Annotated in this window: 20 protein-coding genes and 1 other annotated feature; of the genes, 19 read left to right on the top strand and 1 reads right to left on the bottom strand. The window is 37.9% G+C overall.

The window, feature by feature from the left end; genetic code table 11:
- Positions 1 to 43: 43 nt before the first annotated feature.
- A complete protein-coding gene (locus tag GWI68_RS19705) occupies positions 44 to 733 on the top strand; it encodes an AraC family transcriptional regulator (RefSeq protein WP_166541384.1) in 690 nt (229 codons plus the stop codon).
- Here the strand turns inward: GWI68_RS19705 and GWI68_RS19700 are convergent, their stop codons facing one another.
- A complete protein-coding gene (locus GWI68_RS19700; RefSeq protein WP_166541383.1) occupies positions 734 to 1,177 on the bottom strand; it encodes a PACE efflux transporter in 444 nt (147 codons plus the stop codon).
- Between the two features lie 310 nt (positions 1,178 to 1,487).
- Between GWI68_RS19700 and GWI68_RS19695 the strand changes: the two genes are divergently transcribed.
- The 18 genes from GWI68_RS19695 to GWI68_RS19610 all read left to right on the top strand — a co-directional run bounded on the left by GWI68_RS19695 (position 1,488) and on the right by GWI68_RS19610 (position 20,522).
- Positions 1,488 to 2,828 (top strand): hypothetical protein, encoded by a 1,341-nt coding sequence (locus tag GWI68_RS19695; RefSeq protein WP_166541382.1) that lies wholly within the window; start codon positions 1,488 to 1,490, stop codon positions 2,826 to 2,828.
- A gap of 268 nt (positions 2,829 to 3,096) precedes the next feature.
- Positions 3,097 to 5,025, top strand: a complete 1,929-nt coding sequence (gene thrS / locus GWI68_RS19690) for a threonine--tRNA ligase (RefSeq protein WP_166541381.1) — start codon at positions 3,097 to 3,099, stop codon at positions 5,023 to 5,025.
- Between the two features lie 3 nt (positions 5,026 to 5,028).
- Positions 5,029 to 5,568, top strand: coding sequence for a translation initiation factor IF-3 (gene infC / locus GWI68_RS19685; protein ID WP_166541441.1), 540 nt, complete (start codon positions 5,029 to 5,031; stop codon positions 5,566 to 5,568).
- A 93-nt stretch (positions 5,569 to 5,661) separates the two neighbouring features.
- Positions 5,662 to 5,859: a 50S ribosomal protein L35 gene (rpmI, locus tag GWI68_RS19680; protein ID WP_004263702.1), complete on the top strand. Its 198-nt coding sequence runs from the start codon at positions 5,662 to 5,664 to the stop codon at positions 5,857 to 5,859.
- A gap of 41 nt (positions 5,860 to 5,900) precedes the next feature.
- A complete protein-coding gene (gene rplT, locus GWI68_RS19675; protein ID WP_036937406.1) occupies positions 5,901 to 6,257 on the top strand; it encodes a 50S ribosomal protein L20 in 357 nt (118 codons plus the stop codon).
- Between the two features lie 104 nt (positions 6,258 to 6,361).
- Positions 6,362 to 6,484 (top strand) — a sequence feature (Phe leader region).
- A 100-nt stretch (positions 6,485 to 6,584) separates the two neighbouring features.
- Positions 6,585 to 7,568 carry a phenylalanine--tRNA ligase subunit alpha gene (gene pheS / locus GWI68_RS19670; protein WP_072070368.1) on the top strand — a complete coding sequence of 328 codons (984 nt, stop codon included), beginning with the start codon at positions 6,585 to 6,587 and terminating at the stop codon, positions 7,566 to 7,568.
- 14 nt (positions 7,569 to 7,582) lie between these two features.
- Entirely contained in the window at positions 7,583 to 9,970 is a 2,388-nt protein-coding gene (gene pheT / locus GWI68_RS19665) for a phenylalanine--tRNA ligase subunit beta (protein WP_166541380.1), read from the top strand.
- Positions 9,971 to 9,974: 4 nt separating this feature from the next.
- Positions 9,975 to 10,271, top strand: coding sequence for an integration host factor subunit alpha (ihfA, locus tag GWI68_RS19660; RefSeq protein ID WP_036937394.1), 297 nt, complete (start codon positions 9,975 to 9,977; stop codon positions 10,269 to 10,271).
- Positions 10,272 to 10,571: 300 nt separating this feature from the next.
- Positions 10,572 to 11,579 carry a vitamin B12 ABC transporter permease BtuC gene (gene btuC / locus GWI68_RS19655; RefSeq protein WP_166541379.1) on the top strand — a complete coding sequence of 336 codons (1,008 nt, stop codon included), beginning with the start codon at positions 10,572 to 10,574 and terminating at the stop codon, positions 11,577 to 11,579.
- 1 nt (position 11,580) lies between these two features.
- Positions 11,581 to 12,327 (top strand): ATP-binding cassette domain-containing protein, encoded by a 747-nt coding sequence (locus GWI68_RS19650; RefSeq protein WP_166541378.1) that lies wholly within the window; start codon positions 11,581 to 11,583, stop codon positions 12,325 to 12,327.
- Between the two features lie 135 nt (positions 12,328 to 12,462).
- Positions 12,463 to 13,608, top strand: a complete 1,146-nt coding sequence (gene arnB, locus GWI68_RS19645; protein WP_109408666.1) for a UDP-4-amino-4-deoxy-L-arabinose aminotransferase — start codon at positions 12,463 to 12,465, stop codon at positions 13,606 to 13,608.
- Entirely contained in the window at positions 13,609 to 14,589 is a 981-nt protein-coding gene (gene arnC / locus GWI68_RS19640; RefSeq protein WP_109408667.1) for an undecaprenyl-phosphate 4-deoxy-4-formamido-L-arabinose transferase, read from the top strand.
- Positions 14,589 to 16,571 (top strand): bifunctional UDP-4-amino-4-deoxy-L-arabinose formyltransferase/UDP-glucuronic acid oxidase ArnA, encoded by a 1,983-nt coding sequence (arnA, locus tag GWI68_RS19635; protein ID WP_166541377.1) that lies wholly within the window; start codon positions 14,589 to 14,591, stop codon positions 16,569 to 16,571. The genes arnC and arnA overlap by 1 nt, the downstream gene beginning before the upstream one ends.
- Positions 16,572 to 16,580: 9 nt before the next feature.
- Positions 16,581 to 17,474 (top strand): 4-deoxy-4-formamido-L-arabinose-phosphoundecaprenol deformylase, encoded by an 894-nt coding sequence (gene arnD, locus GWI68_RS19630; RefSeq protein ID WP_109408669.1) that lies wholly within the window; start codon positions 16,581 to 16,583, stop codon positions 17,472 to 17,474.
- Between the two features lie 7 nt (positions 17,475 to 17,481).
- Complete coding sequence (gene arnT / locus GWI68_RS19625) at positions 17,482 to 19,146, top strand: lipid IV(A) 4-amino-4-deoxy-L-arabinosyltransferase (RefSeq protein ID WP_166541376.1); 1,665 nt, start codon at positions 17,482 to 17,484, stop codon at positions 19,144 to 19,146.
- A complete protein-coding gene (gene arnE, locus GWI68_RS19620) occupies positions 19,146 to 19,487 on the top strand; it encodes a 4-amino-4-deoxy-L-arabinose-phosphoundecaprenol flippase subunit ArnE (RefSeq protein ID WP_166541375.1) in 342 nt (113 codons plus the stop codon). The genes arnT and arnE overlap by 1 nt, the downstream gene beginning before the upstream one ends.
- Positions 19,484 to 19,882 carry a 4-amino-4-deoxy-L-arabinose-phosphoundecaprenol flippase subunit ArnF gene (arnF, locus tag GWI68_RS19615; RefSeq protein WP_166541374.1) on the top strand — a complete coding sequence of 133 codons (399 nt, stop codon included), beginning with the start codon at positions 19,484 to 19,486 and terminating at the stop codon, positions 19,880 to 19,882. The genes arnE and arnF overlap by 4 nt, the downstream gene beginning before the upstream one ends.
- A 148-nt stretch (positions 19,883 to 20,030) precedes the next feature.
- Entirely contained in the window at positions 20,031 to 20,522 is a 492-nt protein-coding gene (locus GWI68_RS19610; protein WP_036913240.1) for an NlpC/P60 family protein, read from the top strand.
- The last annotated feature ends 70 nt before the right edge of the window (positions 20,523 to 20,592 follow it).

The following is a 20,592-nucleotide window of genomic DNA, read 5'->3' as shown; positions in this document are numbered from 1 at the left end:
TATAGTGTTTATCAACCAGCGCATTGAATAGGAGGAGTGTCTTTTGTTATTACCTCAATTACATTTACGATGTTATACACAAGAGACGGTATCTCATCAGCATGATAATTTATGGCAGATTATTTTTGGATTGTCTGGCTCGATGGAGGTTAACTTTAATCGAGAAGATTTTCTTATTTCTAATCAAAATTGCTTAATTATCCCTCCGACTATTAATCACGCTTTTTCTGGCAATAAAGATAATAAAAATCTTATCTTAGAATTGCCCGTAACCTCACAATGGCAATTAAGTGAAAAGGGGGGGCAATTTGCTTTGTCACCTGCCGCTATAGGGTTATTAGAATGGTTGCATCAATATCCCCAACCTCCCGAGCAATATTCAACCATAACACGGCTTTTACTTGCTCAAATGGAAATACAAAAAGATTGGCGTGATAATCTTGATGCGTGGTTAGCAAATAAGTTACATACGCCACTCACAACACACGATATTGCATTAGCATTTAATACTTCAGCAAGCACGCTACAACGAAAAATGAAATCCGAGCTAGGTATGTCTGTTATGCAATATGTGACTAAACAGCGACTTAATAAAGCCGCTGAGTTATTGAAATATACATCCACAAATATTGAGAATATTGCTTTAGCGGTAGGGTATGATTCTCATTCTGCATTTAGCCAAGTATTTCGCCAATACTTTAATAAAAGTCCTACAGAATATAGGAAAGCCTAATTATTGCGCTGCTTTATTTTTCGCTGAGTAAATTCGAGGGCATAATTTATCGAAAATTAGCGTAAACAAATAGGTATAGATAAAAAAGAACATCAAAATGGTGATTTCCATGCTTATAGCTTTTATAAAACCAACGTTATACCACCACATATAAAGCGGAATAGTAAAGAAAAATAAACCTAATTCAAAACTTATTGCATGGGTAAGTCGTACTATGACTGTACGTTTTTTGATCCTTAATTTCGACTCAATTAATTCAAAGAAAGAATTAAAAATATAATTCCAAATTAGAGCAATAACAGAAACAGCGATTGCAACAGGAAGTGAATTATGTGATTGGCTCTGGCTCAATATTGCCAGTAAAACAGTGCTTAATAAAATCGCGAGAGTTTCAAAAGTAATGGCATAGACTAATTTACGAGGACGAGGCTTTAGATAAAACACGTTATATACCTTTATATTAACGATGAAAGTTCTGGCCCGCCCCAGAGAATGTTATTTTTAAAGCCACGGTTTCCGCTTGATGGGTACTGATGGTAATGAAACGAGTTATAAATTGCAAAGAGATAAGTGTTTTTTGATGATTTATGCATCTGTATTTATGATTTAAATAATAAGTATTATTTATAATAGAAAATAAGAAGAGGAACACAGAATAACGAAAAACTCACACTATAATATGATTATGCAAATGATAGGAGAATAGTAAATATATTAAACAAGTGTATTTACATAATACAAAATAAGGATGCTTATGAGTGGTGAGATTGCTGTTTTCATAATGACTATCGTTTTTATTGCAATGGCCATTTTGTATTTAGCGCCCGTTTATTATTTTTTTGTTGTGATATCAGCATTTAAATATATCCAGCCTCCACTAAAAAAATCCATCTTGTTCTCTTTGATTTTAATATTAATTAATATATTTTTCTATTTTAATGCCACTTTAGTTTCAAAGGGAGAGCTTGCTCTTATTAAGAGCAATGATCCTAAATTTATTTTTTTAGGTCTATTATTTTTCTGTCTCCCATTTATTTATCTTCATATTGTCAGAAAAAGAAACCCTAAAATAGTGGGCTATTGGATAGCCTTCACATTGTCATTTTTAGCTTATAATGCAAGTTATTTCCCACAAAAAATGATGCGAGATAAAAAAGTGAGAGTTATTCAGCTTTTACAAAAAGGTGACTTAGAAACATTAGATAAAATTTGGAAAGGGAGTTGCCCTGATCCTTATAGCATTGAAGTCGATTTTTTTTATAACACAGCTTTGGTAAAAACATTTGATAAAAAATCACTCTGGTTTTTAACTGAATGTGTAAAACAAAATAAGAAGACAGCATCACTCGCTCTATTTTATAAACTGACTGACTACCCATTGTTTGACAATGAATTCTCAATAGCAGAATGGAATGAGAATGTGGTCGATTTATTTATCGATAAAGAATTTTATAGCACTCTTCCAGAAAAAGAGAAAAAGGAACTTGGCAATACCATAATACAAACTTTTCAAGAAGGATTAATGTATACAGGCTCCTTTGATGATTATGTGAAAAAGATTGACTATATTCTTCTACAGCGTCCTGAATTTAAAAACTATATTATTTTTGATCGAAAAGAGTTTATATACGCACTCAGAAATCACCGATTAAAATATGCTCAATACCTTAAAAAACATCTCGATAAAAATGATCCTTTTATTAAATTAGGTTTTGCAATCATTGAAGATGACATTAAATATATTGTTGATGAAGGAAAGAAAAATCCTGAACTCTTTACTCAAATTCTTATGGATACATCTGCATTGTCCGCATCTGGTTGTGATGAAGGGATTATGCCTTTTGATATAAATACCTTTATTTTTAGTAATGGAAGTAAGAACTTAATTATAGCACTATTGGATAATAATCTAGTAAATACAAGTAATTATAAATGCAATGGATATAATTACTTGGCGGATGATCATGGCAAGGAAAAAACCTGTTTTAGCTATTTACTCCGACATCTTGAATATAACCATACAATAAAAAATAGAGATGATAAAAAAGAGATAGAGAAAAGAATATTGAGTCAATTAACACAATGTGATGAGTGAGATTTTCTTGTGGTTTCTATTTCGTATTTTCTTGAGGAAATATAGGCAGATAAATGTATAAATCTTTACTGTCTGTGATAATATCCCTCCTGAGTTATGATAAGGCTCAGTGATGCTATGGATATTTATAAAATAAATATGTGTACATAACTGTGTGCAAACCTCGCGAGGTAAAGTGAGAAATTGTCGTAACGTACTGAATATAGATGAAATAAAAAGCTTACAAGTGATCTTGCGTATGGGTCACCACTGTAAATAAGGATTTTAAATGCCAATTATTACTCTTCCTGACGGAAGCCAACGTCAATTTGAAAATGCAGTTTCTGTCATGGATGTCGCTGCAGATATCGGTCCTGGACTTGCGAAAGCATGTATTGCAGGCCGTGTTAATGGTGAGCTGGTGGATGCTTGTGAATTAATCGAACATGATGCGAATCTGGCGATTATCACCGCAAAAGATGATGAAGGTCTTGAGATTATTCGTCACTCTTGTGCCCACTTACTGGGACATGCAATTAAACAATTATGGCCACACACCAAAATGGCGATTGGTCCTGTTATCGAAAATGGATTCTACTACGATGTAGATTTAGACCATTCTCTCACGCAGGAAGATTTAGAAACTCTAGAAAAACGCATGCTAGAGTTGGCGAAAACAGATTACGATGTTATTAAAAAACGCGTAAGCTGGGCTGAAGCTCGTGAAACATTTGTTTCCCGTGGTGAAGATTATAAAGTTGCTATTCTTGACGAAAATATTAGCCAAGATTCTCAACCAGGTCTTTATCATCACCAAGAATATGTTGATATGTGCCGTGGACCTCATGTTCCAAACATGCGTTTCTGTCATAACTTTAAGTTACAGAAAATCGCAGGTGCATATTGGCGCGGTAACAGCGATAATAAAATGCTACAACGCATTTATGGCACAGCTTGGGCTGATAAAAAACAGCTAAAAGCCTACTTAGACCGCTTAGAAGAAGCCGCAAAACGTGACCACCGTAAAATTGGTAAACAGCTTGATTTATATCATATGCAAGAAGAAGCACCAGGTATGGCTTTCTGGCATAATGATGGTTGGACAATTTTCCGTGAGTTAGAAACATTTGTACGTTGTAAATTAAAAGAATATGATTACCAAGAAGTAAAAGGTCCATTTATGATGGATCGTGTTCTTTGGGAAAAAACAGGTCACTGGGAAAACTACAAAGAAAATATGTTCACTACTTCTTCGGAAAACCGTGAATATTGTATTAAACCAATGAATTGCCCTGGTCACGTACAAATTTTTAAACAAGGTTTACGTTCTTACCGTGATTTGCCACTACGTATGGCTGAATTCGGTAGTTGCCACCGTAATGAACCGTCAGGCGCATTACATGGTTTAATGCGTGTTCGTGGCTTTACACAAGATGATGCACATATCTTCTGTACTGAAGAACAAATTTTAAGTGAAGTAAATGACTGCATCAAATTGATTTATGATGTATATTCTACTTTCGGATTTGAAAAAATCGTTGTTAAGCTGTCTACTCGCCCAGAAAAACGTATCGGTGAAGATGCATTATGGGATGTTGCAGAAGCAGACTTAGCAAAAGCCTTGTCTGATAATAATATTGAATTTGAATATCAGCCGGGTGAAGGGGCATTTTACGGCCCTAAAATTGAATTTACACTTTACGATTGTTTAGATCGTGCATGGCAGTGTGGTACAGTACAATTAGACTTCTCACTACCAGGTCGTTTAGGTGCGTCTTATGTAGCTGAAAACAACGAGCGTAAAGTACCTGTTATGCTTCACCGAGCAGTGCTAGGATCCTTAGAACGTTTTATTGGTATTCTGACAGAAGAGTACGCAGGATTCTTCCCAACTTGGTTGGCACCACAGCAGGTTGTCGTGATGAATATCACGGATGGACAGGCTGATTATGTACAAAAACTCGTCAAAGAATTGCAAGATGCCGGAATTCGTGCAAAAGCAGACTTGAGAAATGAGAAGATTGGCTTTAAAATTCGTGAACATACTCTACGTCGTGTTCCGTACATGCTTGTCTGTGGTGATAAAGAAGTTGAATCAGGCAAAGTGGCGGTTCGTACTCGTCGAGGAAAAGACCTTGGCAGTATTGACGTTAGCGAATTTAAAGAAAAGCTTCTGCAAGAAATTAGAAGCAGAAGTCTTCATCAGTTGGAGGAATAAGGTATTAAAGGCGGAAAAAGAATTCAATCAACGCGTCAGAATCGCATCAATGGTGAGATTCGCGCTCATGAAGTTCGTTTAACAGGTTTGGATGGCGAACAGATTGGAGTTGTTAGTCTGAAAGAGGCTCTTGAGAAAGCCGAGGAAGCAGGTGCTGATTTAGTTGAAATTAGTCCTAATGCCGAGCCGCCGGTTTGTCGTATTATGGACTACGGCAAATTCCTCTATGAGAAAAGTAAGACTCTCAAAGAACAGAAAAAGAAACAAAAAGTTATTCAGGTCAAGGAAGTTAAATTCCGTCCTGGTACAGATGAAGGTGACTATCAGGTCAAACTACGCAACCTGATTCGCTTTCTTGAAGATGGCGATAAAGCCAAAGTCACACTGCGTTTTCGCGGTCGTGAAATGGCTCACCAACAAATTGGTATGGAAATGCTTAACCGTATCCGTACCGACTTGGATGAACTGGTAACTGTTGAATCATTCCCTAACCGGATTGAAGGTCGCCAGATGATCATGGTGCTCGCGCCGAAGAAGAAATAGTCGGGCAATTCAAGTAATAGCGTCAGCCTTAATGGCTGATTGCTATTCGCCTCATTATTTTATGTTATTAACAATGCGAAGTGGATTATAGAAATGCCAAAGATTAAAACAGTACGCGGCGCAGCTAAGCGCTTTAAAAAAACTGCTGGTGGTGGCTTTAAGCGTAAACATGCTAACCTCCGTCACATTCTGACTAAAAAATCAACTAAGCGTAAACGTCATTTACGTCCAAAAGGCATGGTCTCTAAAGGAGATTTAGGTCTGGTCGTAGCTTGCTTACCATACGCATAAGTATCATTTTTTTAACAGAATATAGACATTAGGAGTTTAATATGGCTCGTGCTAAACGCGGCGTTGTTGCCCGTGCTCGTCACAAGAAGATTTTAAAGCAAGCTAAAGGTTATTACGGTGCACGTTCACGTGTATATCGTGTAGCTTTCCAGGCTGTTATCAAAGCTGGTCAATATGCGTACCGTGACCGTCGTCAGAAAAAACGTCAGTTCCGTCAGCTGTGGATTGCGCGTATCAACGCAGCAGCTCGTCAGAACGGTATGTCTTATAGCCGTTTCATCAATGGTCTGAAAAAAGCATCCATTGAAATCGACCGTAAGATTCTGGCTGACATCGCTGTATTCGACAAAGTAGCATTTGCTGCTTTAGTTGAAAAAGCGAAAGGTGCTCTGGCTTAATTATTAAGTCAATGGAAGAGGGAGTTTTCTCCCTCTTTTATTTTGTCTAAATTTGTGGCTTAATGATATAAATTCAATAAGTTAATATTTGAAGAGACATTACTCATGTTAAATATCGCTTTTTTCCGTTTCTTTTTTTACTTTAGCGCCTAAATTAAGGGGCTTTTGCGCGTAAGAAAAGAAACGAAAAGTAGCGCCTGAGCCTCCAATATGGAGGCTTTTTTGTTTTCAGATCCCAATACTGGGTTAGAAACCAAAAAGGGCAATTTTATTCGTCATCATTGATAACAACTAATAGACCTCATCAGGTCAAAGGAAGAGGAAACGATGCCACATCTCGCTGAACTCGTTGCTCAAGCTAAAGCAGCTATCGAAGAGGCACAGGATGTTGCTGCGCTGGATTCGGTTCGTGTTGAATACTTGGGGAAAAAAGGTCATTTAACGCTTCAGATGTCCACGCTGCGCGACTTACCCGCGGAAGATCGTCCAGCTGCAGGGGCTGTCATTAACCAGGCTAAACAAGAAGTTCAGCAAGCGCTGAACTCTCGTAAAGAGATTATGGAATCAGCATTATTAAACGAACGTTTATCTGCTGAGAAAATTGATGTTTCTTTACCTGGTCGCCGTATTGAAAACGGTGGTCTACACCCAGTAACTCGTACAATTGAACGTATTGAAACTTTCTTTGGCGAATTAGGGTTTTCTGTAGAATCAGGCCCTGAAATTGAAGATGATTATCATAATTTTGATGCGTTAAATATTCCTGCACATCATCCAGCAAGGGCTGATCACGATACATTCTGGTTTGATGCGAAACGTTTACTGCGTACGCAGACATCTGGCGTGCAAATTCGTACCATGCAAGATAAACAGCCACCTATCCGCATTATTGCACCAGGTCGTGTATATCGTAATGACTACGATCAGACTCACACACCAATGTTCCACCAAATTGAAGGTTTAATTGTTGATAAAGACATTAGCTTTACCAATTTAAAAGGAACACTGCACGATTTCCTGAAAAACTTTTTTGAAGAAGATATGGAAATTCGTTTCCGTCCTTCCTATTTCCCATTCACAGAGCCTTCTGCTGAAGTCGATGTCATGGGCAAAAATGGTAAATGGTTAGAAGTGTTGGGCTGCGGTATGGTTCACCCAAATGTATTACGTAATGTTGGTATCGATCCTGAAGTTTATTCAGGTTTTGCGTTCGGTATGGGTATGGAACGTCTAACTATGTTGCGTTACGGTGTCACCGACTTACGTTCATTCTTCGAAAACGATCTTCGTTTCCTCAAACAGTTTAAATAAGGTGGGATTATCTCATGAAATTCAGTGAACTTTGGTTACGTGAGTGGGTAAACCCAGCGATTAGTAGCGAAGAACTTTCTGAACAGTTGACAATGGCTGGCCTTGAAGTTGATGGTGTTGAAGCTGTTGCCGGTGATTTTCACGGTGTGTTTGTTGGCGAAGTTGTTGAGTGTGGGCAACATCCAAACGCAGATAAATTACGTGTGACTAAAGTCAACGTAGGCGGTGAGAGATTATTAGATATCGTTTGTGGCGCACCTAACTGCCGTCAAGGCTTAAAAGTTGCAGTCGCAACAGTAGGGGCTGTATTACCTGGCGATTTCAAAATTAAAGCAGCAAAACTGCGTGGTGAACCTTCAGAAGGTATGCTGTGCTCATTTTCTGAGTTAGCTATTTCAGAAAATCATGAAGGTATTATTGAATTGCCTGCCGATGCACCTATTGGCATGGATATTCGTGAATACTTAAAATTAAATGATAATGCGATTGAAATTAGCATTACACCAAACCGTGCTGATTGTTTAGGTATTTTAGGTGTTGCTCGTGATATCGCTGTTATCAATAAAATGGAATGCCAAGTACCTGATATGTCGCCGGTTGCGGCAACTTCTTCAGCGACATTTTCTGTTCGTGTTGAAGCGCCAGAAGCATGTCCTCGATATTTAGGTCGTGTTTTCACTAATATGAATGTGAAGGCAAAAACACCTTTATGGATGCAAGAAAAATTACGCCGTGGTGGTATTCGTTCTATTGATCCAATTGTTGATATTACTAACTTAATTCTACTTGAAATGGGTCAGCCACTGCATGCGTTCGATCTTGATCGCGTTGAAGGTGCTGTCGTTGTTCGTATGGGTAAAGAAGGTGAAAAACTCACTTTACTTGATGGCAATGAAATTACATTAAAAGATGATGTTTTAGTTATTGCTGATGAAAAACACGCATTAGGTATGGCGGGTATTTTTGGTGGCGAATCATCAGGTGTTAATGAAGAAACTAAAAATGTATTTTTAGAATGCGCATTCTTCTCTCCATTATCCATCACAGGCCGTGCACGCCGTTATGGTTTACATACTGATGCTTCTCATCGTTTTGAGCGTGGTGTTGATTCTGAGCTTCAATACAAGGCAATGGAACGTGCAACTAAGCTACTGTTAGAGATTTGTGGTGGTGAAGTTGGTGAAGTGATTGATGTAACCAATAAAGCATATTTACCTAATATTGCACCAGTTAAATTAACTCGTAACAAGTTAGACCGTTTATTAGGTCACGTTATTGATGATGCACAAGTTCTGGATTCATTAACTCGCCTAGGTTTCAACGTTACTGTTGAAAATGATGGTTGGTTAGCAAGCGTTCCTTCATGGCGTTTCGATGTTCAAATCGAAGAAGATCTTATTGAAGAAGTCGCTCGTATTTATGGTTACAACAATATTCCTGATGTGCCACTACGTGCTGATTTGGTGATGACTAATCATCGTGAAGCGAACTTGTCATTAAAACGCGTTAAAACAATGCTGGTAGACAATGGTTTCCAAGAAGCCATTACTTATAGCTTTGTTGATCCGAAGATCCAAGCTTTATTACACCCAAATGAAGACGCATTAATTCTACCTAATCCAATTTCAGCTGATATGTCAGCAATGAGATTGTCTCTACTGACCGGATTATTAACGACTACTGTATATAATCAAAATCGTCAACAATCTAGAGTTAGGTTATTTGAAGCAGGTCTGCGTTTTGTTCCTGATAATCAAGCAGAATATGGAATACGTCAGGAACTGATGCTGGCTGGTGTGATCGCGGGCAACCGTTATGAAGAACATTGGGCTTTAGAGAAGCAAACTGTTGATTTCTTTGATTTGAAAGGTAATATTGAATCAATTCTGGAATTGACAGGCCAGCTAGATGAAATTACATTTAAAGCAGCTAATCATTCAGCGCTTCATCCGGGACAAAGTGCTGGGATTTATCTGAGAAATGAATACATTGGCTGTATTGGCGTTGTTCATCCAGAGCTTGAACGCAAACTTGACTTAAACGGTCGTACGGTAGTATTCGAAATACGTTGGAATGCAATTGCAAATCGTAGTTTACCACAAGCAAAAGCAGTTTCTCGTTACCCTTCGAATCGTAGAGATATCGCTGTAGTTGTTCCGAATGATGTTGCTGCAGAAGATATTTTAGCTGAATGTAAGAAAGTTGGCGGAAATCAAATAGTTGGCATAAACTTATTTGACGTGTATTGTGGTAAGGGAGTAGCAGAGGGCTATAAAAGCCTCGCTATTAGCATAATCTTGCAGGATATCGAGCATACACTGGAAGAAGATGAGATTGCTGCAACAGTAAGTAACTGTGTCGCAGCATTGAAACAGCGATTCCAAGCATCCTTGAGGGACTAGACCTATGGCGCTTACAAAAGCTGAAATGGCAGAAAATCTGTTCGAAAAACTTGGTGTTAGCAAACGCGATGCAAAAGACCTTGTAGAAGCCTTTTTTGAGGAAGTGCGTCGTTCTCTTGAAAATGGAGAACAGGTGAAGCTGTCTGGATTCGGAAACTTTGACCTGCGTGATAAAAATCAGCGCCCAGGTCGTAATCCGAAAACAGGGGAAGACATTCCTATTACGGCTCGCCGTGTTGTTACTTTCCGCCCTGGACAAAAGTTAAAAAGCCGGGTTGAAAGCGCAACACCAAAAGAGTAAAAATTAAAAACACCCAAAACGGCTTTCTATTGAAGGCCGTTTTTTTTGCTTTTTTATCTGTAATTTTATGATGGCTCTCCAATTTAGAAGATGTTTTATTTTTTAATAATCGTAGTTTTTTATTATTTATCATTTAGTTAAATACTGTAATCATAGATACATCTCTTTGTCATTATTCACTCCCAATTAAAGTGTTTTAAAATTAGCTTTTCATCATTGAATACGAACATGTTATGTTGCATTAAAGGTATTTTATAAATAAAAACGATGAAAAAAGCGGTAGTGTTAATAGGGAATAAAATGAGTAAAGATAATCCTCTTATTGAACTTAAAAAAAAACAAAGTATTGGCGATAGAAAAAAATTATTCTTAATGGCATCAATATTGTGTCTACTTTTTGTTTTTTCCCTTTCTCTCGGTGAAATTTCCTTATTTCCACATCAATGGTTAACCGATGAAGCTAAATTATTTATTTGGCAAATTCGACTACCAAGAATACTTGCTGTCATGATGGTAGGAGCAAGTTTAGCCATTGCTGGCGCTATTATGCAGGCTTTATTTCAAAATCCGTTGGCAGAGCCAGGATTATTGGGGGTAAGTAGTGGTGCTGGTGTGTGTATTGTATTACTGATTGTTTTACACGTTGGCTCAAATCCTTGGTTAATAAGCAGTGTGGCAGTTATAGGTGCCTTAGGTATTACCATTTTGTTAATGTGTTTTGCTCAAATAAAAAAACTGTCTAATGCTCAGCTGCTATTAATTGGTGTTGCATTAGGTGTTATGGCGAGTGCTGTCATGACTTGGTTAGTTTATTTCAGTTCAGCTTTAGATTTAAGACAATTAATGTATTGGTTGATGGGGAGCTTTGGGGGGATTGATTGGCGTCATCAAGCATTATTTTGGGCTCTTATTCCGATAGTTGCTATCCTAATTTCACACGCAGATACTTTGAATTATTTATCATTAGGTTCATTTAGGGCAAAGCAATTAGGGGTATCAGTTAATCGATGGCGCAATGGATTTATCTTAGCTGTCGGATTATTGATAGGGCTAAGTGTGGCGATAGCTGGTGCTATTAGTTTTATAGGTCTTGTTGTGCCTCATTTATTACGATTGAGTGGCATAACTCATTATAAAACATTGTTACCTGCGTGTGCACTCACGGGGAGTGGATTGTTATTACTTGCTGATCTTTTATCTCGCTTGATGCTAAATGGTGCAGAAGTTCCGATAGGTGTGATTACGGCAACACTTGGTGCTCCTCTATTTATCTGGTTATTAGTAACGAAAGAGATGGGGCGTTTGTAATATGGCGCTACTTAAGCTTGATAATTTGAATGTTGATAATCGACTCCATACATTTACAGAGCTTGTGGATTATGGTGAACGTATTCACTTAATTGGCGCAAATGGTGCAGGAAAAAGCACGCTTTTAATGGCTATAGCGGGAGAGCTTTCATTTAGTGGTGGAATTATTCTAAACGAAACCTCAATAAGACATTATAAATATGATGATCTTTCTAGAATGCAAAGTATTGTTATACAACAATTAGAGGCTTTGTCATTTATGCCCGTTTTTCATTATCTCGCTTTATATTACAAAGTGTCTGAAATGGATGTTGAGCAACTAAATGTATTGTTGAGTGATTTTCAGATTGATAACTTATTATCAAAAAATATTCATCATTTGTCTGGGGGAGAATGGCAACGGATCAGGATCGCTGGCGCATTTATTCAATTATGGTCAAGTTACGATTTAAAAGGAAAGTTAATGTTACTTGATGAACCAACGAATAATCTAGATGTCGTACAATTGGCGATTTTGGACAAATGGCTTGATATATTTTGCCAACAAGGCGGCACTGTTATTATGAGTACACACGATTTAAATCATTCCTATCAAAAAGCAGACAGAGTTTGGCTAATAAAAAATGGATATTTGGTTGATTCTGGATCATCTGCGCTCTTATTGGACGAAAAATTATTATCAACTACATTTAATACAAATATCAAATGCATCAATGATGTTGATCATATTGATTGGCAAATTTTTTAATATTATGGCTATTGAGACGATTATCCCCAAGTAATTATTAAGGTTTTTTTAATGTTTTCTTAATAAGACGGATGTCGATGAACAATAGTTTGTATATAATTGTTTTTATTCATTCATTAATTAGGCTACATTTTTATGAGTCACTTCCTTCCTTTCTCTCGCCCAGCGATTGGCGATGAAGAAATCAAAGCCGTTGAAGATGTATTGCGTTCAGGTTGGATCACAACAGGCCCTCAAAACCATCAATTAGAGCAAGACTTCTGTGAAAAATTTGGTAGCAAACATGCTATTGCAATTTGCTCGGCCACTGCAGGTATGCATGTTGTTCTAATGGCTATGGGAATTGGCGCTGGTGATGAAGTTATCACGCCGTCACAAACATGGGTGTCAACCATTAATATCATTACGTTACTAGGTGCAGAGCCGGTGATGATTGATGTTGATCGTGATACTTTGATGGTAAGTGCAGAAGATGTCAAAAAGGCGATTACTCCTAGAACGAAGGCAATTATTCCGGTTCATTATGCAGGTGCGCCTTGTGATCTGGATGCATTACGAAAAGTTGCACAAGATGCGGGAATTCCTCTTATTGAAGATGCGGCACATGCGATTGGCACACGCTATAAAAATGAATGGATTGGTGAAAAAGGAACCTCTATTTTCTCTTTTCACGCTATTAAGAACGTGACTTGTGCTGAAGGTGGTTTGGTTGTTACTGATAATGACGAATTAGCCAATCGAGTACGTTGCTTAAAATTTCATGGCTTAGGTGTTGATGCTTTTGATAGACAAATTCAAGGGCGTAAGCCTCAAGCTGAAGTTGTTGAACCTGGCTATAAATATAATTTATCTGATATTCACGCTGCTATTGCTGTGGTGCAATTAGGGCGTTTAGAGGAAATGAACGCGAAACGTGCTGAATTAGTGGCACTATATCGTGAAAAACTCAAAGACTCACCATTAGAGATGTTGAGTATTCCTGAGTATCCTCATTTGCATGCTAATCACCTATTTATGGTGAGAGTAGATAAAAACATTTGCGGTATCGATCGTGATACCTTTATGGAAAAATTGAAGCAAAAGGAAATTGGTACAGGACTTCATTTCCGTGCGGCGCATACACAAAAATATTATCGTGAGCGCTATCCCGCTTTATCCCTTCCTCAATCAGAGTGGAACTCTGCAACGTTATGCTCGCTGCCATTGTTTCCTGATATGAGTAATGAAGATGTTATTCGCGTTGTAGATGCGATCAATGAAATTCTTTCGGAGCATATCTAAGTGTCAACATTTGATAAAATCAAAAAAGTATCGGTTGTAATCCCCGTTTATAATGAAGAAGAGAGCCTTCCTCAACTTTTAGAGCGTACTATAAAAAGCTGTAAGCAATTAAAACAAGAGTATGAGCTGATCCTGGTTGATGATGGCAGTAGTGATAATTCAGCCAAAATGTTAGAAGAAGCGGCTGCAATAGAAGAAAATCATGTAATTGCAATTATTTTGAATCGTAACTACGGTCAACACTCTGCAATTATGGCTGGCTTCAATCAAGCTGATGGTGATTTAGTCATTACATTAGATGCAGATTTACAAAACCCACCTGAAGAGATCCCAAGACTCGTTACAACTGCAGAAGAAGGTTATGATGTTGTGGGGACCCGTCGTCGCAATCGTCAAGATTCATGGTTTCGTAAAACAGCTTCAAAAATGATTAACTCCATGATAACCAAGGCGACAGGTCGCTCTATGGGAGATTATGGATGTATGCTACGTGCATATCGTCGCCATATTGTTGAAGCAATGTTACAGTGTCACGAAAGAAGTACCTTCATTCCTATTCTTGCGAACACATTTGCTCGTCGTACTATTGAAATTGATGTCGCACACGCAGAGCGTGAATATGGTGATTCAAAATATAGCTTTTTAAAGCTAATTAATCTGATGTACGACCTTTTAACTTGCCTTACTACAGCACCGTTACGTTTATTAAGCATTGTCGGCAGTGTGATCGCTGTTTCTGGCTTTGTTTTAGCATTACTTCTCATTGTTTTGCGTATTATTTTCGGTGCAATGTGGGCCGCTGAAGGTGTATTCACACTTTTCGCAATCTTATTTATGTTTATCGGTGCGCAGTTCGTTGCAATGGGCTTATTAGGTGAATATATAGGCCGGATTTATAATGATGTAAGAGCGCGTCCTCGGTATTTTATCCAAAAAGTGGTTGGTGTTAACAAACCCAACGAAGATCAGGAAAAAGACTAATGAAAGCAATAGTATTTGCCTATCACGATATCGGCTGTGTTGGTTTAAAAGCACTTGAAAAAGCGGGTTATGATATTCAAGCTGTATTTACCCACACTGACGATCCAAACGAAAATCATTTTTTCTCATCTGTGGCTCGAGTGAGTGCAGAAATGGGATTGACAGTATTCGCGCCTGAAAATGTCAATCACCCATTATGGATTGAACGTATTCGTGAAATGAAACCTGATGTCATTTTTTCTTTCTATTATCGTCACATGTTAAGTGATGAGATCCTGAATTTGGCACCAAAAGGCGCATTTAATTTACACGGTTCTTTATTACCAAAATACCGTGGTCGTGCACCAATTAACTGGGCTATTGTGAATGGTGAGACAGAAACAGGTGTTACTCTGCATAAAATGACAGCAAAAGCTGATGCGGGTGATATTGTTGCTCAAGAAAAAGTTACCATTACAGATAATGATACTTCTCTGATTTTACATGAAAAAGTAAGAGAAGCAGCGAATAATTTACTCTCAAGTGCATTACCACATATTGCATCAGGTGATTATTCAACAACTGCACAAGATGAAAGCCAAGCTACTTACTTTGGTCGTCGTTGTGCTGATGATGGCTTAATCGACTGGAATGCAGACGCAAGAACAGTCCACAATTTAGTGCGTGCCGTTACTGAACCATACCCAGGTGCATTTACTTTCTTAGGTGAACGTAAAATGATTATCTGGCGCTCTCGTGCTGTTGCAGATAATCAAGGTAAACGCCCTGGTACAGTTATATCAACAGAACCTTTAGTGATTGCGTGTGAAAAAGGCGCAATCGAAGTGTTAACAGGTCAAAGTGAAAATGGTCTTTATGTTCAAGGAAGTCGTTTAGCGGCTGAAATGGGCATTGTGACAGATGTTCGCGTTGGACCAAAAGCTACGGCACAAGTTAAACGTCGTAAACGTGTTCTGATTTTAGGTGTGAATGGCTTTATTGGTAACCATTTAACAGAGCGTCTATTGAAAGATGATAACTATGATATCTATGGTATGGATATCGGTTCATCTGCAATTGAACGTTTTATTGGTAATCCACGTTTCCACTTTATTGAAGGTGATGTGAGCATTCATACAGAATGGATTGAATATCACATTAAAAAATGTGATGTTATTCTGCCATTAGTGGCTATTGCAACGCCTATCGAGTATACCCGTAATCCATTACGTGTCTTTGAATTAGACTTTGAAGAAAACTTAAAAATTGTACGTTATTGCGTTAAGTATAATAAACGTATTATTTTCCCATCCACATCAGAAGTTTATGGTATGTGTGATGACAAAGAGTTTGACGAAGATAATTCACGTCTGATTGTTGGTCCTATTAATAAACAACGTTGGATTTACTCTGTATCTAAACAGCTATTAGACCGAGTTATTTGGGCTTATGGTGCTAAAGAAGGTCTTAAATTTACATTATTCCGTCCGTTTAACTGGATGGGACCTCGTTTAGATAACTTAAATTCAGCACGTATTGGTAGTTCTCGCGCCATTACACAATTAATTCTAAATTTAGTTGAAGGTTCGCCAATTAAATTGGTTGATGGTGGTGAACAAAAACGTTGTTTCACTGATATCAATGACGGTATTGAAGCATTATTCCGTATTATTGAAAACCGTGATAACAAATGTGATGGCCAAATTATCAATATTGGTAACCCAACTAACGAAGCAAGTATTCGCGAATTGGCAGAAATGCTGTTAGATTGCTTTGAAAAACATGAGTTACGAGGCCATTTCCCTCCATTTGCAGGCTTTAAGAAAATTGAAAGTAGCAGTTACTATGGTAAAGGCTATCAAGATGTTGAACACCGTAAGCCAAGTATTAAAAACGCAGAGCGTTTATTGGATTGGAAACCAAGTATTGAAACCCGTCAAACTGTAGAGGAAACATTAGACTTCTTCTTACGTGGTGCGGTTGAAGAATTAGGCGATAAATAGGATCAGATAATGAAGAAAGTTGGCTTGAGAGTTGATGTGGATACTTATCAAGGAACGAAGCAAGGTATTCCACAGCTACTGGATGTATTTGCCAGACATAACATTCATGCCAGCTTCTTCTTTAGCGTGGGTCCAGATAATATGGGGCGCCATTTATGGCGCCTTTTAAAACCAAAGTTTTTATGGAAAATGCTGAGATCTAACGCTGCATCGTTGTATGGATTAGATATTTTATTAGCAGGAACGGCATGGCCAGGCAAAAAAATTGCTAAGAATCTAGGTTATTTGATGAAAGAAACCCAAAATGCAGGGCATGAAGTAGGGTTACATTCATGGGATCACCAAGGTTGGCAAGCAAAAGTCGCTCGTTGGTCAACAGAAGAATTAATGCAACAAGTTCGTTTAGGTGTAGAAGCACTGGAAAAAGCACTTGAAAACCCTGTAAAATGTTCAGCAGTTGCTGGGTGGCGTGCTGATGAGCGCGTATTAACAGTTAAAGAAACTTTTCAATTCGATTACAATAGCGATTGCCGAGGAACGCATCCTTTTAGGCCAATTTTAGAAAATGGTTCTATCGGTACGGTGCAAATTCCAGTAACATTACCAACTTATGATGAAGTCGTCGGCACAAAGGTAAAGGATGAGGATTTTAATCAATTTATTATTGATGAAATCAAAAAAGACAGTGGAATACCTGTTTATACTATCCATACCGAAGTTGAAGGAATGTCAAAAGCGGCTCAGTTTGAGCAGTTACTGGCAATGATTGCAAATGAAGGCATCGAATTCTGTCCGTTAAGCGATTTATTACCACAAGATAAAGAAACGCTTCCGATGGGTAAAGTTGTTCGATCTGACTTTCCAGGTCGAGAAGGCTGGTTAGGGTGCCAACAAGAGGTCTAACGAAACTATGTTGAATAACCGGGCGAGTAAAATCGGGGCCATCCTCTTGGCTCTTTTTTTTGTTCTTACCTACTTATTTCCATTGAACAGCCGGTTATTATGGCAACCAGATGAAACCCGTTATGCGGAAATTAGCCGCGAAATGGTGGTGAGCGGGAACTGGATAGTTCCTCATATGCTCGACATTCGCTATTTCGAAAAACCTGTTGCAGGTTATTGGATCAATAATGTTAGCCAATTAATATTTGGCCACACAAATTTTGCTGTACGTTTTGGTTCAGTAATTTCTATTCTATTAAGCACATTACTTGTTTATTTACTGGCAAGAATGATGTGGCGTAACCGCCAAGTTGCTTTTGTTTCTAGCTTAATTTATTTATCTATGTTTTTAGTGTTTAGCGTAGGCACTTACAGTGTGTTAGATCCTATGTTAGCACTTTGGGTTACTGCGAGTATGGTCTGCTGTTTTTGGGCACTGAAAGCGACGACGATAAAAACACGAATATTAGCGTGGATAACATTAGGTTTGGCTTGTGGTATGGCATTTATGACTAAGGGTTTTTTAGCCTTAGCTATCCCTGTCATTGTGATGATACCTATTACTCTTTATCAAAAGCAATTTACTCAAATGTTGCTCTATGGCTTACTTGCGGTGTTTAGTGCTGCATTGATTAGTTTGCCATGGGCGTTAGCTATTGCAAAAGCAGAGCCTGATTATTGGCATTATTTCTTTTGGATTGAACATATTCAGCGTTTTTCTGGTGAAGATGCTCAGCATAGTTCCCCATTCTGGTACTATATCCCTATTGTATTACTAGGGGTAATACCTTGGCTTGGTTTATTGCCTGGCGCATTAATGGGAGCTTGGAAGAAAAGACGTAAACGTCCAGAACTATTTTTCTTATTGTGCTGGTTTGTTGTTCCGTTTTTATTTTTTAGTATTGCTAAAGGTAAGCTACCGACTTATATGTTGCCATTTATGGCACCACTAGCAATGCTAATGGCGAAATATGGTGTGGATTGCGCACGCAAATTTAGAATGAAAGCGCTGCGTATTAACGGTTATATCAATATCTTTATTGGTGTTGCTGTTGTTATCGCTATTTTAGTTATCCAATTAATCTCTTCAAAACCCATTTATATGCCATATGAATGGTCTAAATGGGTATTAGCTATAGTGGCATTCTCATTATGGGGCATTATTGGTTATCTTTGCTCTACGCTTAATGGTAAACATTGGTTATGGGCGGCATCTTGCTCGTTAGGCGTGAGTTTATGCATTGGGCAGGCAATACCTAACAGTAGTGTTGATGGAAAGCTACCTCAAGAATTTATTCGTCAAAATATTGATACACTCAATGCGAGCAAATATATTGTAAGTAACAGTGTGGGTATTGGTGCTGGGTTGGCGTGGGAATTACAGCGTAGTGATATTTATCTTTATGAAAGAACAGGTGAGTTAACTTATGGTGTCGAAGAATATCCAGATTCTCAGCATAAATTAATTAAACCTGATAATTTTGCTCAGTGGCTAGAAGAAGCAAGAAAAGAGGGTAGTGTTTCGGTTGTTATTACGTTTAAAGATCCTAAGAAATTAGCACAATTGCCAAGACCTGAAGAGCTGGTGACAAATCATCGAGTTGCTATTTTAACGTATGAGAAGCGTAATTAATGTCCTTTGTTTTATTGCTAATCGTGAGCTTTTTGACCTGCATAGGGCAGGTATGTCAAAAACAAGCGGTGGTTAGCTGGCAAAGTGATTCATTAACAAAAGCCAGAAAAACGATTTTCTGGCTTTTTGTTGCCATTGCAATGCTTGGCTTGGGGATGCTTTTTTGGTTACGGCTATTACAAATTCTTCCGCTAAGTATTGCTTATCCTATGTTAAGTATTAATTTTATTGTGGTGACATTAATTGGGCAGTTTGTTTATAAAGAGCCTGTTAATGTGAAACATTGGATTGGTATTGCATCGATTATGGTTGGCATTTTATTAATGAGTCTGCAAGCATGAAAGGCTATTTATGGGCGATGGGAAGTGCGCTATTAGTCACTGTCGCTCAATTGTTATTAAAGTTTGGTATGTCTGAGCTACCGGATTTACAGTTAGAAAAACAGTGGTTTGATTTTTCATGGCTATGGGCGAACATAACGCCAATCGCTATTGTGTTTGCTGGCCTTGTCGGTTATGTCCTTTCTATGGTTTGCTGGCTATTCACTTTACGCACTATCCCTTTAAATAAAGCTTATCCACTTATTAGTTTAAGCTATGTTTTTGTTTATATCCTTGCTGTGATATTACCTTGGTTTCAAGAAAACCCTTCATGGACAAAAACTGCAGGTGTTGCTTTTATTATGGTAGGTGTTTGGTTGATTAGCCAGAAACCTAAAGGGTCAACATCACACTAAATTCAGAGTTTGGGTTTTATTTCCTATATCTTGTTGGTTATTGTGCGATTTATTCTATTAATCTTGATTCATTCACCTTCAATAACTTGTTTTTGCTTAAAAAAGCAGATAGATTTTAAAATCTCTCGTAATAATAATGGTGGATGCAATGAGAAAGTCCGTTTTCTATCCTTTCTTGCTCTGTATTATCCTGCTGGCTGGGTGTTCATCTAGTCCGTCAAAACGCATTCCACCAGCCCCTCCTTTAAAAACACAGCTTTCCGATCCTATTATGGTGATAGTGCAGCTCAAATCACAACTTGAGCAGTGGTATGGCACACCTTATAGTTATGGTGGAATGACATCTTCAGGAATTGATTGTTCAGGGTTTGTCTATAAAACGTATAGTGATCGTTTTGATATTAAATTGCCTCGAATGACTATCGATCAAACCAAATATGGAACACAAATCAGTAAAAGCGATTTAATGCCAGGGGATTTAGTGTTTTTCAAAACAGGTGGTGGTGAAAATGGACTTCATGTCGGTATTTATGATACTGACAACACATTTATTCACGCATCAACTAGTAAAGGGGTTACTCGTTCTTCTCTTGATAATGTCTATTGGAAAAAAACATTCTGGCAAGCTCGTCGATTGTAATTTCGTGCCATTTAAGACCCTAATATATTGAGAGTTATGCTATCTTATACCTTATTTTCTTCATATAGGT

This window comes from Proteus sp. G2669 (assembly GCF_009915245.1).
Taxonomy (GTDB): Bacteria; Pseudomonadota; Gammaproteobacteria; order Enterobacterales; family Enterobacteriaceae; genus Proteus.
The sequence above is the reverse complement of the archived record's forward strand: the minus strand, read 5'-3'. Positions and strand labels throughout refer to the sequence as shown.